Annotated in this window: 7 protein-coding genes; 3 read left to right on the forward strand and 4 right to left on the reverse strand. The window is 36.4% G+C overall.

All coding sequences use genetic code 11. The features are described 5' to 3' along the window. Nucleotides 1-11: 11 nt before the first annotated feature. Nucleotides 12-3,479 carry a chromosome segregation protein SMC gene (gene smc, locus KO505_RS07930; protein ID WP_216054909.1) on the reverse strand — a complete coding sequence of 1,156 codons (3,468 nt, stop codon included), beginning with the start codon at nucleotides 3,477-3,479 and terminating at the stop codon, nucleotides 12-14. 179 nt (nucleotides 3,480-3,658) lie between these two features. Between smc and cysZ the strand changes: the two genes are divergently transcribed. Further along, a complete protein-coding gene (gene cysZ / locus KO505_RS07935) occupies nucleotides 3,659-4,399 on the forward strand; it encodes a sulfate transporter CysZ (RefSeq protein ID WP_216054910.1) in 741 nt (246 codons plus the stop codon). Nucleotides 4,400-4,507: 108 nt separating this feature from the next. Then, nucleotides 4,508-6,154: a FapA family protein gene (locus KO505_RS07940; RefSeq protein ID WP_216054911.1), complete on the forward strand. Its 1,647-nt coding sequence runs from the start codon at nucleotides 4,508-4,510 to the stop codon at nucleotides 6,152-6,154. Between the two features lie 5 nt (nucleotides 6,155-6,159). Here the strand turns inward: KO505_RS07940 and KO505_RS07945 are convergent, their stop codons facing one another. Continuing rightward, nucleotides 6,160-12,912 (reverse strand): FG-GAP-like repeat-containing protein, encoded by a 6,753-nt coding sequence (locus tag KO505_RS07945; RefSeq protein ID WP_216054912.1) that lies wholly within the window; start codon nucleotides 12,910-12,912, stop codon nucleotides 6,160-6,162. 244 nt (nucleotides 12,913-13,156) lie between these two features. Between KO505_RS07945 and glp the strand changes: the two genes are divergently transcribed. After that, nucleotides 13,157-14,416, forward strand: coding sequence for a gephyrin-like molybdotransferase Glp (gene glp / locus KO505_RS07950; RefSeq protein ID WP_216054913.1), 1,260 nt, complete (start codon nucleotides 13,157-13,159; stop codon nucleotides 14,414-14,416). A 109-nt stretch (nucleotides 14,417-14,525) separates the two neighbouring features. Here the strand turns inward: glp and eda are convergent, their stop codons facing one another. Further along, nucleotides 14,526-15,143 carry a bifunctional 4-hydroxy-2-oxoglutarate aldolase/2-dehydro-3-deoxy-phosphogluconate aldolase gene (eda, locus tag KO505_RS07955; protein WP_216054914.1) on the reverse strand — a complete coding sequence of 206 codons (618 nt, stop codon included), beginning with the start codon at nucleotides 15,141-15,143 and terminating at the stop codon, nucleotides 14,526-14,528. An 88-nt stretch (nucleotides 15,144-15,231) separates the two neighbouring features. Further along, the gene (locus KO505_RS07960; protein WP_216054915.1) at nucleotides 15,232-16,293 is read right to left on the reverse strand and encodes a pectinesterase family protein; all 1,062 of its coding nucleotides are present in this window, start codon (nucleotides 16,291-16,293) and stop codon (nucleotides 15,232-15,234) included. Nucleotides 16,294-16,301: the final 8 nt, after the last annotated feature.

Below are 16,301 nucleotides of genomic sequence, written 5' to 3' on the forward strand. Positions count from 1 at the left end.
ACTTACCTTTCTTATAACGCATCAGCCATTTTAACGGCTTCTTGAATATCTACAGCGACTAAACGAGAAACACCAGGTTCCTGCATTGTCACACCTGTTAAATGAGTAGCCATTTCCATCGCTACTTTATTGTGACTAATAAAAATAAACTGAACCGTATCAGACATTTCTTTAACTAACTTACAAAAACGCCCAACATTGGCATCATCCAATGGCGCATCCACTTCATCTAACATACAAAATGGTGCTGGATTTAGTCTGAATATTGAAAAGACTAATGATAAAGCGGTTAGCGCTTTTTCTCCACCACTTAACAAATGAATTGTAGAGTTTTTCTTACCAGGAGGTCGAGCCATTATGGTAACACCAGCTTCAAGCATATCATCTGCGGTTAAATCTAAATAGGCAGAGCCGCCCCCAAAGACCTTTGGAAATAAGTATTGTAACCCTTCATTAACCTTATCGTAGGTCTCTTTGAACCTAGCTCTGGACTCTCGGTCTATTTTACGAATCGCACTTTCCAGAGTTTCTAAAGCACTCATTAAATCATTATGCTGCTCATCTAAATAACCTTTTCGTTCTGATTGCACATCAAACTCTTCAATTGCAGCAAGGTTAATAGCCCCTAAACGAGAAATAGCTTGGGTTGTTTTTTCAAGTTCAGTTTCCCATTCAGTCTCATTGGCCTCTGCAGGCATTGATTCTAAAATTGGTTTGAGAGGTTGTTCAAGTCCATTAAGCGTTTCCAGCATATTTTGTGCTCTTATTCGAGCACCTTCGCTGTCTAATTTAATCGTTTCAATAGCACTTCGCATTAAATCTAGTTTCTTTAAAACACCAGACTGTCCTTGTTCTAAATCTGCAATTTTCTCAGCCACTAATGCCAGTTCATTTTGCTTATCAGTTAGTTTTTCTTCACTTTCAATTTTCAATTGTAAATATTCTTCAAGCTCACCTTTTAAATCGTCCACTGGATTATTATCCTCACCCAACACGTCCATTAATTGCTGTAACTTAGTTTGCATTTGCTGTAGATGTTGAGTTGCCCTAAGAATATTTTGATTCACGGCTTCATATTGTGAATTTAGTGTTTGCGATTTTAGGGCATATTGGTGAGATTGATTCTTTAACACTTCAAGCGTTTGTTTAGCATTATTTAACTGATTAACTTTATGCTGTTTTTCTTGCTCTAAACTGTCTAACTGGGCTTTTAGCTCGGTTTCTTGATCTTGATTTACTTCTAACTGTAACTCTAACTCTAATAGCTTCTCTTGCTCTAATTCAATCGAGATCTCATGTTGTTCAGCATCCGCTTTTAACTTCTCTAATGTTGATAGTGTTTGTTCAAATCGTTGTTCAACCAACTTAGACTCGGTCGTTAAACTAACCACATTATCTTTTGCGTTTATTACTTGCTGTTTGACTTCATTTAATTCAGCCAATGATTGCTGTTTTGTCGATAATGCGAGCGCTACACTTTCAGACGTTTGTACCTGTGTTCGTTCAGCATTCGTTAATTGAATTTGTAACGTATCAATTTCTGATAACCGTTGTAATACATTACTGTCAGCAGATTTTTCTATGGAGCCTGCACTTTGCCAGTTTGCACCAACCCAAATACCCGATTTAGTAATAACACTATTCCATCCAGTGTTATTTAATAACGCTTGAACATCTGATTCCGTATTGGCTACCGCAACAGTATTTAACCAATCAGGATAAGTCCCAGACATTATCAATTCTGCGGCAGATCCTTTAATGACGGGTTTATGTGATTTACAAACAAAATGTCCTGTCGTTAACTGTGGTAATTTAGTAGTAACCGCACTTTGCCCATGATGACTCAATAAGGTTTCAATGGCGGTTTGCCATTGTGGTTCAACCGTTAGCTGAGTTAATAAGTCGCCAACCAATTCAATCCCTTGAGCGGTAAGATCGGTATTATCAAGATTGTCTAAACCTTGCTCATATTCTTTTTGCCATTGACGTAAACTTTGCAACTGTATTGATAAATTATTACACAATTGAGTAGCATCTTGATGTTCGCTAACCAATTGTTGATAGTTACTATCCGCGCTTTCAAACGTAGCGACGAGCGTTAATTCTTTATCAACTAGCTCCGTAACTTGAATCTCTTTTAATTGTATTTGCTGAGATACTCGCTCAATCTCATTCTCTAAATCTGTTAAATTAGACTGTTTGATGTCTGAGTTAATCTTTAACAAACGTTGTTTAATACCTGAAATATGCTGTTGTATAGCTTGAATTTTAGTTTGAATGACTTGACTTGACTGACTAGAGTTTGCCGACAAACGCTGTTGTTGTTGCCAACCTGCTTGCCACTTTTCATATTCTTCTTCAGTTTGTAACAAAGCGTCGGTTGCTTGTTCAATTTGTTCATTAACTAATTCCATTTCAGGCTCAAAGTCAGCCAATTGCTCGGCCAACTCTTCTGAACGTTCTTGCTCGAAAGCTAAATGGGATTCTGATTGTTCAATGTTATCTTGAAGTTGTTTTAATTCGTCTTTTTGAGCTATCAACTTTTCTTGAGTAAATACAATCTGCTGTTCTACACGGGTAATTTGATTGCCCACTTGATACATAGCTTGTTGATTTTTTTGTACCTCATCCGACAGGTCTTGATGTTGCTGCTTAAACTGCAACATCCCTAATTCACCACCTCTTTGCTGGGCTATAAAGGACTCGAGCTCCGTCTCTTTTGCAAGGCGCTCTCTTTCATATAAATTTAGCTGCTCATTATACTTGTGCCATTTAAGCGCATACAATTCGGCTTTATACTGCCTTTCTTTCGCTTTTAATTGTTTAAATCGTTTCGCTGTAGCGGCTTGTCGTTGCAGTTTTTCAATTTGTACAGAGAGTTCTTGTCTTACATCTTCCAAACGTAATAAGTTCTCTCTTGTGTGTTTTATGCGAGTTTCTGTTTCTCTACGTCTTTCTTTATATTTTGAAATACCCGCGGCTTCTTCAATAAAAACACGTAACTCTTGTGGTTTAGACTCGATTAATCGTGAGATCATACCTTGTTCGATAATGGCATAACTTCTAGGTCCTAAGCCTGTACCCAAAAATATATCGGTTATATCGCGTCGACGGCATTTACTGCCATTCAAAAAGTAACTAGATACCGCATCTTTAGTCACTTGTCGTTTTACCGATATTTCATTACGGCTAGCAAAACTGCCTTGTAACTTCCCTTGTGAATTATCAAAAACCAGTTCTACACTGGCCATTGATACTGGCTTTCTATTTGTCGACCCATTGAAGATGACATCCGTCATGGCGTCACCACGTAGGTTTTTCGCTGAACTTTCGCCCAGTACCCACCTTACCGCATCGATAACATTTGATTTTCCGCAACCATTTGGCCCAACAATAGCCGTCATTTGATCAGGAAATGGCACGGTAGTGACATCCACAAATGATTTAAATCCAGCAAGTTTTATTAGTTTTAGGCGCATGAGAAAAATATAGAAAAATTAATAGGTTATTATCATTTTTTACATTCTAAACTAAGATGCAAAAAATCCAATTTATTTGTCTCGACTGTAACAGAAAATGTTGTAATTTGTAACATTCTAATTATTGCATCGGCATACAGCTGCCTTATACTACGGCAAATTCTCTTAGGTTTTATAATATGACATTTACAGACGGCGTTAAATTTTTCTTATCTGGATTTTCTCTTATTCAGACCAAAGGGTTAAAACGATTTGTTTTAGTTCCTCTTATTGTAAATTTTATCCTTTTTAGTTTTGCTATTGGCTACCTTTTAACTGAACTTGGTTTGCACATTGACTGGTTAATAAGTTATTTACCCAGTTGGTTAACTTGGTTAGGCACTCTAATTTATCCCATTGCACTTCTGATATTGCTGTTTCTTTTCAGTTTATTTTTTACGACCGCAGCCAATTGGTTAGCAGCGCCTTTTAATGGGGTACTAGCGGAACGTGTAGAACAACACTTAAGTGGGCAAACGCCTGATAAAGATAACTTTGTTGCAATAATTAAGGCCATTCCACACACCTTATTACGAGAGTGGAAAAAATTAGTTTATTTTATTCCTCGTTTTATCGGCTACTTTTTGGTTGGTTTAATCTTACCTGGACTAGGTCAAATTATTTGGTTTTTATTCATCGCTTGGGTGCTAGCGGTGCAATATTGCGACTATGCATTTGATAATAATAAATATAGTTTTGACTATATGCGTCATGTTCTTAGACAAAACAAATCCGCTTGTTTTGGCTTTGGTTCAATGATCTCAATTTTTACTATGGTGCCTATTTTAAATTTATTAGTCATGCCGGTCGCAATATGTGGAGCAACCGCTATGTGGGTAGAGCACCTAAAACAACAAGTTGAGTCAAGTCCCCCAAACTAATTATAAAATTAAGTACCTTTGAAGTTAATAAGCGCTTTGCATTCTAAGCTCAGAAGATTTATGTTTACATAGTGGTAAATAAACTAGGTCTTTATATTAAGGTGTTAAGTGCAAAACTTTGAATATAAATTTAGTAAAAAACAACTAACCCTTTCTACGATTCTAAATCAAGAATCGGAACCGTTAGATGCATCAGTTATAACTAAACAACTTCAACAATCTGAATACTCAAATTTAGAAGTGCAGATTGATAACATCGCCAAGTTTGTCAAATCAGCCAATATCAAATTGGCTGATATTAAGAAAAACAAGTTACCGGCTAACCCAATAGAAACAATTGCAGCAAAAGCGGTCGATGCGATGATCAGCATTTCAATTGATAAAGAAAAAATGTCAGTTGAAGCACAAGTCACCACGCCTATTGGTGGGATCCATATAGATTTGGCTGTGATAAAAAAAACCTGTATCAATTCTGGAGTTCGTTACGGTTTAAAATCTTCATTAATAAAAGAACTATTAACACTCTGTAAAGAGGCAGAACCTGGTACCTTAGTTACTCATGAGATCGCCAAAGGCCTTCATGAAGTTAATGGAAATAATGCATACTTAACACCCCTAGTTGAACTATTCTCAGAGACTTTCCGCAACCCTAAAGAACAAGCAGACGGGAGTGTTGACTTAAAAGACTTAGGGAATATTGACACGGTTACTCAAGACCAACCTGTACTAGAAAAGATCCCATATACATGTGGCACTGAAGGAATGAATGTATTTGGCGAGTCAATACCAGCTATTCCAGGTAAAGATATAAAGCTACCACTAAACCCTAGTGTAAAGGTTAGCCCTGACAATCCAAACCTCCTGCTTGCTGATAAAGAGGGTCTTGTCCGTTTTGACGGTAAAGAACTGGTTATTGATGATGTTTTTATGTTGCCTGAGTTAGATCCACAAAAAGGACATGTTAAATTTAAAGGAAGCGTGGTTATTCAAGGAGATGTTTCACCAGATATGAAACTGACCGCCACCGGTGATGTTGTTATTGGAGGGTTTGTAGAATCAGCGGTTATAAAGTGTGGTGGCGAATTAACAATTTTATCTGGTGCATCTGGCCGTATAGAAGAAGATAAAACAAATGGTCAGCATTACACCTGTATTCTGCAATCGGGCGGACAAATCAACCTAGACTTCGCTAACCAATGCGAAATTACCGCTAAAACACTGGTGAATGTTAAACGCCAGGTCAGTCACTGCATAATAACAGCCAACAGCCTTAAGGTTGGCCAAGGTAAAAAACCAAAAGGACAAATCACTGGTGGACGTTTTTTACTTTGTAAAACATTAGAGGCTGGCACGATTGGAACTGAATCTAACGTTGCCACTGATATAAGTATGAATCGAACTTACGATATTTTCATTAATAAAGAAATTGAGTTGGCTGATTGGATACAAGAAATGGTAACTCGACGTGAGAATTTAGAAGTCAGTTATAACAGTACAATGGATCCTAATAAAAAACTCGAATTAGAACCTCAACTCACAATGTTACAGTCCAAAATAGAAAGATATACTGGTTACCGAGCTGAATTAATTAAGAAACGGCGTGAGTATATGGATAACGTTTTTGTGAAGGTAAATACAAAACTTTACCCAAAAGTCTCCTTTTTCATGACTGACAATGCCGTAATTAGTGAAGAAAAAGGGCCGTCCGTAATCAAGATAGACGACTTTGAATTAAAAATATTACCTTTGATTTAATTGGTTTAACAACTCGATTTACGCTGATACTTACGTCGTGAAAGTATCAGCAGGATCATAACTGAAAATATATACCAATGAATGACCCCACCGGCGTCATTTTTTTCAATAACATCTTGTTTTTCAATCAAAATAGTAATTGATTTTTCGCTGATCGCTTCACCGTCAGACACTTCAAACATCACCGTTATTCCAGTTTGTTCATCTACTTCTGGAATCTTTATTGTTGGTGTTAAAGTATTTGTATTAAACATTTCTACTGTAATTCCTGTCGTTTGTGTCCAGCTATAAATTAAATCATCACCATCAGCATCAGATATTATCGCTTGTAACGTTACTTCACTGCCGCTTGTTACTGACATGTCACTTATCATTTCAATGATAGGCGCTCGGTTTACGATTACTTCACCATCAACTTGTGCTTTTACCGTGACTAAAATTATACTGCTACTGGACAACTCACCGTCATGGACAATTAATTCGAATTCAAGTTGCTTTTCTGCTTCAACCATAGGTGCGGTAAACGTAAATTTAAAACTATCATTATTTAACATATCAATAGGATCACCGCTATTTTGATACCATTTATAAGACAGGTTTGCCGCATCGTCATCTTCAACGTTAGCTTCTAGAATGACAAAATCACCAGCATTAACTGTTTTAACTGAATCTAATGTTATTACAGGTGCTAAATTCACATAATCACTGTTGTCTATGGTCAAGGTTATGCCTGCGACATTTTTTGAAAATGCGATTTGACCATTTATATCACCAACAAATAGATCTAAATCTGAATCACCATCGATGTCGACAAATACAGGCACAGATGCACCTTTTACCGCAAAGTCTAAAAATGGATTGTTTTCAGCTGTACTGATTTCAAATAACGCAGCTTTTGCACTTCCTGTATTTTCATACAAAACAAGACTACCTGCAGTGTTGCCTAGGACTAAGTCGTAATCATCGTCTTTATCAATATCGATAAATGTAGTGACAACCGAAAAATAACCTTTAATTGTATAAAGAGGATTTTCATTCATTAATTTTTCTGAAAATGAAGGATTAGAAGCCGTGCCACTGTTTAAGAAAAATCGTATATTTCCAAGACTGTTGCTTATAAATGCGTCGAGATCACGGTCTCCATCAATATCAACAAATGATATTTTAGCTAAACTCCCCGCATCAATACCGCTAAATGGATTTTCACTGGCAGCCGATTGTTGGTAGCTAAGTGAAGAGCCCGTACTAGTATTTCTTATTAATCGAATAAATCCATCACTGTCACCGATAAATAAATCTTGATCACCATCATTGTCAATATCGACAAAACTTGGAGTAGAATGGAAGCTACTTGCAAACTCAGTAAGCAAAGTATTGCTGCTTGCCAATTGAATGAAATCAGGCGTTAACGAATTACCGTCATTAATGAATAATTTTAGCTCTCCACTAGCCGTTCCAACCAATAAATCGAAGTCATTATCATTGTCGATATCCGCAAAACTTGGGTATGCATTTTCGCCAACATCAATATTAAATAATGGTGCTGCATTATTTTCTAGGGTTAAAAAATCAACCGCATTATATAAATTCAACTGATTACCAGTTTCATCTTTAATAATGATAGATAAAGTTCGAGATTCTGTTGGCTGCTCACTGTTATTGCCATAACTGAGTGAGGTTAACACTGCTTCGACGGCATCATTGTTAGCCAGTTCATTAAAGCTAATCAAAAAGTTTGAGCCCGCAATACCAGAATTATTTGGATCAATTTGAGCGATAACCATCCCTTTGAAGTACACATCTCCAGTATCTTCATTAAAGCTTAATTCAAGTTCTTCGTTATCAATTAATGTAATTGAGTCTTCAGATAATAATCCGCTGATAATAATTTGATGATCTTGGTAATTATTATCAGGATCGATCAACGATACATTCGGTAAAATGGCTGACATATTGCCATTAGTGACACTTTGTTTTCCAAGCGAAATGTTTGTTAATCCCGTTACTTCCGCTTGTTCTTGCTGATTTACAACCACAACAATTAAATCAATATTTGTCTGATATTCACCATCATTAACGCTAACAGTAAGTGAATACTCACCGTCAAGGTTATAATCATTTGGCGATTCAAAATTTGGAATTTGGTTTAATTCTAGATAACCATCAATTAATTGAAAATGCGGTTTATCATCACCACTTAAGATCACCGTCAGCTCATCATTCTCAGGATCAAAAATTTCTAATAGATAAGATAATTGTGTGTTTTCATCTACTTCAACTCTATTCGCCGATAAAATGGCTGGAGCTTCATTTACATCGATAACCGATACGCTTAATTCAACATCTATTGATTCGCCTTTAATGTCGGATACTTTTACCATTACTTGATAGTTATTATTTAAATCGTCATCTATCGGCGACTCAAAGTTTATGTCATGTTTAAATGATAATTGGCCATAATCATCAATGTTAAAATGAACATGATCATCACCTAATAATTGATAACTCAATTCAGTTTTATCTAAATAATCCACGTCAATAACTTGCACAAAAGTCGTATTTTCAACTATGGATATTGACGTTGGCCCTAGGTAATTCATCTCTACCACATTGTTAACCACTATTGCAGTATTACTCGTGCTATTCGCCCCCCTTTCATCCGTAGCGATAACCGCGATGTCATATTGATTATTAACATCTTTATCCGACGGTTTTTCAAAGTTTGGTGCAACAACAAACTTAATATAACCTTGAGTATCAATTGTAAATAATGCTGAATCTTCCCCCGACAAGCTATATGTCACATTTTCATTTTCTGGGTCTTGGACTTGAGCTTGTATCACTTCAACGCTATTTTCAGAAACACTTACATTGGAAAACAAAGTTAACTCTGGTGCTTCGTTGACTTCTACAACCTTAATATTGATAGGATTAATGGTCGAATTTCCATCAGTATCTGTGGTTATTACGTCTAATTCATATTGATTATCAAGATTTTTATCCATTGGGTTTTCATAATTAGGATTGGCGTTAAACACTAATTGTCCTAATGCATTAATTTCAAAAACATCCTTATCTTCGCCCGTTAATGTAAATCTATACGCATTATCATTTTCATCACGTAGTTTTACTATTGCAACATATGTACTATTTTCTGACACTAAAAACGTATTGGTTTGGCTAAAGTCTACAGGGGCCGATTCTATTATTTGAACGCTGGTAGTTACAGAGCTTTGTGCACCTTGAGGGTCTTCCACTATAACGTCAAATTGGTATATATTGTCCCCATCAAAATCCATTGGATTATCATGGGTCATTAATTGGCTGAACGACATGACGCCATTATCATCAATATTGATCCAATGGGCATCAACGCCTTCAACCTTGAGGTTTACCGTATCTCCATCGGCGTCTAAAAAAGACACTTGTCCGATTTCAAAGTGATTTTCTATCACCGTATATAAGGGTTGTGCATTTATTTGTGGGGTATCATTTGCACCAAGTACTTCTAATAAAATACCTGAATTGTTTTTGAAGTAGCTGATACTTCCATCATCACTTCCAATCAAAAGATCTGAGTCGCCATCCATATCTAAATCAATAAACGTAGGGGCTGAATAACTTGATACTGATACATTGTTAAACGGATTATTTTCGCCAATTAATTCGACAAACATCGGCGATAAATAATTACCTATATTTTGGTAATATTGCAGCGTTCCAGATGCATTGCCTAGCACTAAATCAAAGTCGCCATCTTGATCAAAGTCGACAAAACTAGGAGCACTAGACTTACTCGATTTTATATCCTCGAGTATATGGGAAGAAACATCATCAATGTTTACGTCAAACTTAAAAGTGTATCCATCACCACTATTTTCAAAGTAATAAACATTTCCACTCAAGCTACCAACAAACACATCTGAGTCTGAATCACCATCTATATCAACAAATACAGGAGTCGAATTATCACCCACATCTAATAAGTAAAATGGATTATTTGCATTCATTAATTCTGCAAACTGTGGTTGTTCTGTGGTTCCTACGTTTAGAAAGAAATCTAACGTTCCGTCGTTTTCTCCAGCTAATACATCAACTTTATCGTCATAATTTAACTTAGAAAATGTTAAAGCACGTTCATATCGTGTCATTACTTCACTAAATGCATCGACTGCCTGGTTATCTTCTACAAATGCTATATCGATGTCATTGGTAACATTGTTATAAGATTGAAGTTGTTTGGCGAACTGTGTAACAAAACTGTCTAAATCGCCATCATTGTCTACGTCTGCAAAACTAGGTTTAACTGATTTTCCAAAACTCATTCCATTAAACGGATTTAAGTTTGGCATTAATTCAAACCCGTTATAGTTCACTATCGATATATTACCGACACGTGGGTGGGTAAAGTTGAATGTAATCACACGTTGAGATTGAGGGTTTGCTAAATCACTACTAAACATTAAACTCTGGAATATTGAGTGGATTATTTCTGCTGTTGCAAACTCAGTAAACGTCATGCTAAAACTAGCACCGTTAACACCATTATTTTCATTGTCGATGGTTGCAATTAAATTGCCTTGATATATAACTTCATTTTCATAAACAATAAATTCACTACTATCACTGGCGACTAATTGTATGTTATCCCCATCCAGTAAGCCGGAGATCGTTAACTTTTGATCTGCAAAATCTTCCCCAAAATCATTTAACATTATATTGGAAAATAATTTAGCGGATAAACCATCCGAAATGTCATCTTCTTCAAATGGATCAACTCTTGTGTATTTAGCCGATATATTTTCAATTTCATTGTCTACCGTGATTTCAAGGTCAATTTGAGCAGATTGCTCAACTTCGTCAGTCACTACGATAGTTAATTGGTAGTTGTTATCCTTATCTTTGTCTAACGGTAATTCAAAATCAGCTGGGCTAATAAAAGATAACACACCCTTATCATTCAAATTAAACAGTGCACCATCGTCACCCAACAGCTCTATAATTAACGATTCGGTCTCTGGGTTCTCGATTTCAAATAAAGCTAATTCAGATCGGTTTTCAATCACCGTTATCTGCTCATCTCCCTTAATGGTTGGAGCTTCATTTATGTCTAAAACGGTAATCGTTAAATCTAATATATTACTGGCGCCAGCAACATCCGTTACTTGAATGGATAATGAATAAATGTTGTCTGCGTTTTGATCTGTTGGTAATTCAAAATTTGGATTTGCAATAAAGTTCAAGTCATTATTTTCTAGAACCTCAAACTGGAGCGCATCATCACCGAATAATTCTACCTGCCAATCATCTCCTTCTTCATCCGTGATGGATAACGAAGTTACAAATCTTGTATTCTCATCAACGTCTTGGGTTGAAATAACATCGATAATTGGAGCATCGTTTACTGGGGAAATTTCAAACGAAAATTTAGAGTCATCATATAAAACCTTAACTTCACCAGCTTTATTTCCACTTATTAAATCAGGAAACCCGTCGTTATTAATATCAACAAATATTGGGGTTACATGTTCACCCACGTTAATTGTACTAAATTGATTTTCTTCATCACTTTGTTTTATGTAACTGCGCATGTCATTTACAGGTAGGTTCAAATACAAATTTAACGAACCATCCGTTTCGCCTAAAAGCAAATCGACAAAACCATCATAGTTAAAATCATAAAGAAAAGGAGCTGCACGAGAATGCTCTCTTACATCTTGAAAAATATTGTCGCCATATCCTTTTAGAACAAAACTAGGTTCAAATTTGGTCCCTATATTCTCATAATAACTAAGCCCGCCATTAAGTCGGCCAAATAATGCATCGATTAAACCATCAGAATTAATATCTAGAAAGTTAGGTTTAACTGTATAATTAATACGCTCTTTAAACGGGTTAGCCTGATCATTTAATACAAACTCAGGAGCCGATTTTGACCCTATATTTTCATAAAAAGTAACAATCCCTTTATTTTCACCTAGGAAAAAATCAAAATCACCATCTCCATCGATATCAGTAAAGGCTGGAAATGAATAGGTTAAATTTAGCGTACTTACCGGTGCGAGTGGACTATTCTCGGTATCCAGCACAAATAAAGGATTATTACTATCGCCAGTGTTGCGATAAAATGTAAGTTCTCCGTTTTTATCGCCTACAACCAAATCAAAATCTGTATCATCATCTATATCAACAAGAGCAACTGTTGTTTCCTCTTTCATATTTTCATCATCAAAAACCACTAGTTCTTGTGGGCTTTGGTAAAAATAGTTATTTACAATTTTTGTCACGTCATTTTCGGCGTTTTGTAATTTGATGAGTAAATTACGAGTGTCTGGTTGTGGATTTTGATTAAAAATGAAAATAGATCTTAACGTTGCTTGAATAGACAATTTATTGGCTGAAGCATTAAACTGAATTTTAAAATCGTCCGACTCTGCACTTAATTCACCTGAGAAAACGCCAATTATTTTATTTTCAAATAAAATACTGTTAGTAGCAGCATCAATAGAAATAAGCTCTGAGTTGTATAAAGTTATTTGATCTACTTTAACTCCGGTCGAAATGAAAAGGTTAACCGAACTGAAATCAAAATATTCATCCGATAGTATGATGTCTGGCAGCAAGTAAAAACCAGTTTCTAACTCAACTTCAGAATATGTACGAACCTCTAAATGTGACGATGATACCTGTCCTACCCCTTTGAAGGAGAACACACTGCATAAGACAAACGTCAATATTTTAAAAAAAGAAAATTTCACACCAGAATCCTTTAAGATACTCAAGAATAACCATTAAACGCCCTAGTAATCGCAATTTTCGCGCCAATTCCTCAATCCCTTCTGCCACAAGGTTTTCGATGTAAAAGTGAAGTTGTTAAAGGTCTGCGTCAAAATATAGTTAGTAAATAAAAGTGAGTCTTAAGGTAAAACCCTAAGACATATTAAGATATGATTGAAAAGAACTAATTAGTACAAACGACTATGTCGTTAAATAAGGAAAATTATGACAACTTGTTACAATGTGCCTAACTTGATGCCTTTTGAATTAGCCAAAAGTACATTGTTAAGTAACATAAAAAAAATCACGGAAACCGAAAGTATTCTTATCCAAAATGCGGATAATCGTATATTAGCTGAAGTGATAACCTCTCCCTTGAATGTGCCAGCATTTAATAATTCGGCCATGGACGGTTACGCCATCCGCGATGATGCATTAAGTGATAAAAACGTAACGTCTGCCCCATTCACCCAATTTAAGTTAGTGGGCACCTCCTTGGCAGGCACACCATTTAATGGTGAATTAAATAACGGAGAATGCATTCGTATTATGACAGGTGCAGTAGTTCCGCAAAGTGCCAATTCTGTGGTGATGCAGGAAAATGTTGATGCCAATTCAGATGTACTAATCACCTTATTACATCCCGCAAAACTGCATTCTAATATTCGTATTGCTGGTGAAGATATTTTACAAGGGCATACGTTATTTAATGCAGGTCACAAACTTAATGCGATTGATATTGGTTTATTATCCTCATTAGGCTTAACAACCGTTAATGTATATAGAAAGTTAAAAGTAGCTGTTTTTTCTACCGGAGATGAACTTAAAATGCCCGGTGAAACATTACAACAAGGTGACATTTACGAAAGTAACAGCCAAGTATTAGTGGCCATGTTACAACGATTAAATGTGGATGTAATATCGCTTGGTATTATCGAAGATGACCGTAAAGCGATTGCGGATGCCTTTATTAATGCCGATAAATTAGCCGATGTGGTGATCACCAGTGGTGGTGTGTCTGTGGGTGATGCGGACTACACTAAAGATGTTTTAAATGATATTGGCGATATTGGATTTTGGAAAGTAGCAATAAAGCCGGGCAAACCTTTTGCTTTTGGCACTCTACCTAACAGCGTATTTTTGGGATTACCAGGTAACCCAGTTTCTGCTGTCGTCACCTTTCATCAATTAGCCGTTCCCGCTTTAAGATATATGTCTGGCGGAAATCAAATCCCAAGCATTAAGCTTAATGCCGTCACCACTCACAGCATAAAGAAAAAAACAGGACGCATGGATTTTCAACGTGGGAGCATGGCAGTTAACCCAAAAGGCGACCTTCAAGTGACTCCACTTTCGGCACAAGGTTCAGGCATACTGTCTTCAATTAGCAGGGCAAATTGTTACATAATCCTTGCCCAAGACAATCAAGGACATCAAGCTGGCGAAACCGTTAGTATCGAGTTATTTGATTCCATTTTGTCTTAACTCTAAAGCGGCAAGACAGAAAGGGTAATAATCAGTAATCAGTAAAATAATAAAACCAGTCAAACGACTGGTTTTATTTATATTATTACTTTACCAATAAAATCAAAGCTTAAGCTGTTACTTGCAAACAAGCTTGAGTCACTTTTGACCATTGATTGTCGGCAATCCATTGTGGCGATGCGACCCAAGTACCACCAACCGCAAAACAGTTATTTAATGATAAATACTCATCTTTATTTTCTTGATTCACACCACCGGTCGGACAAAAAATAGTATCTGAAAATAATCCTGACATAGCCGAAATAAACTTAGCGCCACCTGATAAGGAAGCAGGAAACAGTTTCAATTCTTTAAAACCGAATTCACGGGCCAATAATATATCCGCTGTGTTTGCGACACCAGGTAATACCGGCACGCCACAAGTACTCAATTTTTGCCCTAAGGTAGGTGTTAGTGCTGGCGTCACGATAAAATCAGCACCAGCATTAATCGCGTCATCTAACGACTGAACGTCAATAATAGTACCTGCACCAACTATCATGTCTGGGAATTCACTTTTAATCGCAACAAGCGCTTCTAATGACGCCTGAGTTCTTAAAACAACTTCTACTAAATGAATACCACCATCACGCATTGCTTTTGCAATTTGAACGCCTTGTTCTGCAGTGTCTGCTTGAATAATTGGCAATAAAACCTGTTCACCCATTAACGAACGGAATGATTTCATATATCTGTACCTGTGATCTATTGTGTTATATGTAGGCTGAGCTAAATTCAAATACTTAGCTCAGTAGTGAGTTATTTCTAATCTGATTTTACATCTTGGTTTTAGCCGCATTTATATTAAATGGTTCAAATTTCTGTCCATTTAAGCTTTCTATTAAAAACTGAGATAAACGACTTAAGTCTTGATTTGGTTGCCAAGTATTATCAAACACCCAAGCGGCTAAATCTGGATATTGTTTTGGAATAACATCCGAGGTTTTAAAGTTATCTTCAAGCCAAGAAAATTGATTTTCAGAACGGTTACCTTCAAAAAAATATCGCTGACCATACAAATTAGGACGCTCTACCGCTTTATTATTATAGCGTTTTCTAAATATTGGTTTATCTGCCATGTTGTTAGAAAAGCTGGAGTTTAATAAATAAAACTGTGCATCATAATGATGTCGTGCAAGCCAGAATCCTTTGATACCGTCAAACTCACTTTCGCTGACCACAAGCTTATAATCCGAATTTAACTCGCCGTCATGCCAAATAGTGGCTGAACGTTTTTGATTATAAAATTTGGAATTTTCTATTAACGCTGTACCGCGAGGACAAACAAAATCAGTGTGCCCTTCAAAGTAACAATGGGAGTGGTAATAACGGCCATTTTTGTTCCAAAGGCTAAGTGTATCGGCCCCACCAGTAATTATATTGCAATTATGAGTGATGATCCTATCGCTAAGCTCAAACCCCCTTACTGCAAACTGATGTTCATGATCGCCAGTTAACAAACCATACTCGTTAACAATAGACAGGTTCACTAAGGCGATATCGGTTCCATTAATATTAACCGCAGCCGCCCCCCAATCCGATGGATGTGTCTTGCGCCAGTCAGACCGTAAGATTGACGTTTTAATAATGGTATTCTTAGACGATTCCCCCACTAACGCAATATTGTTTCGGGTAATAAACAACCGCTCTTCATAAACACCAGGTTTTATAAAAATAACGGCATTTAATGCTTCAACACTGGCATCTATCGCACTTTGAATATTTGTATATTGTTGATGCTTACCAACAATATAGAGTTTGGTTTGTTGTTCATTAAATGCAGCTTCAGCGATAAAACTAAACACAACCCCTAAAAAGATAATAATGACTCGATTCATATCAAAGG

The organism is Psychrosphaera sp. F3M07 (genome assembly GCF_018860345.1).
In the GTDB taxonomy this organism is placed as follows: Bacteria; Pseudomonadota; Gammaproteobacteria; order Enterobacterales; family Alteromonadaceae; genus Psychrosphaera; species Psychrosphaera aquimarina.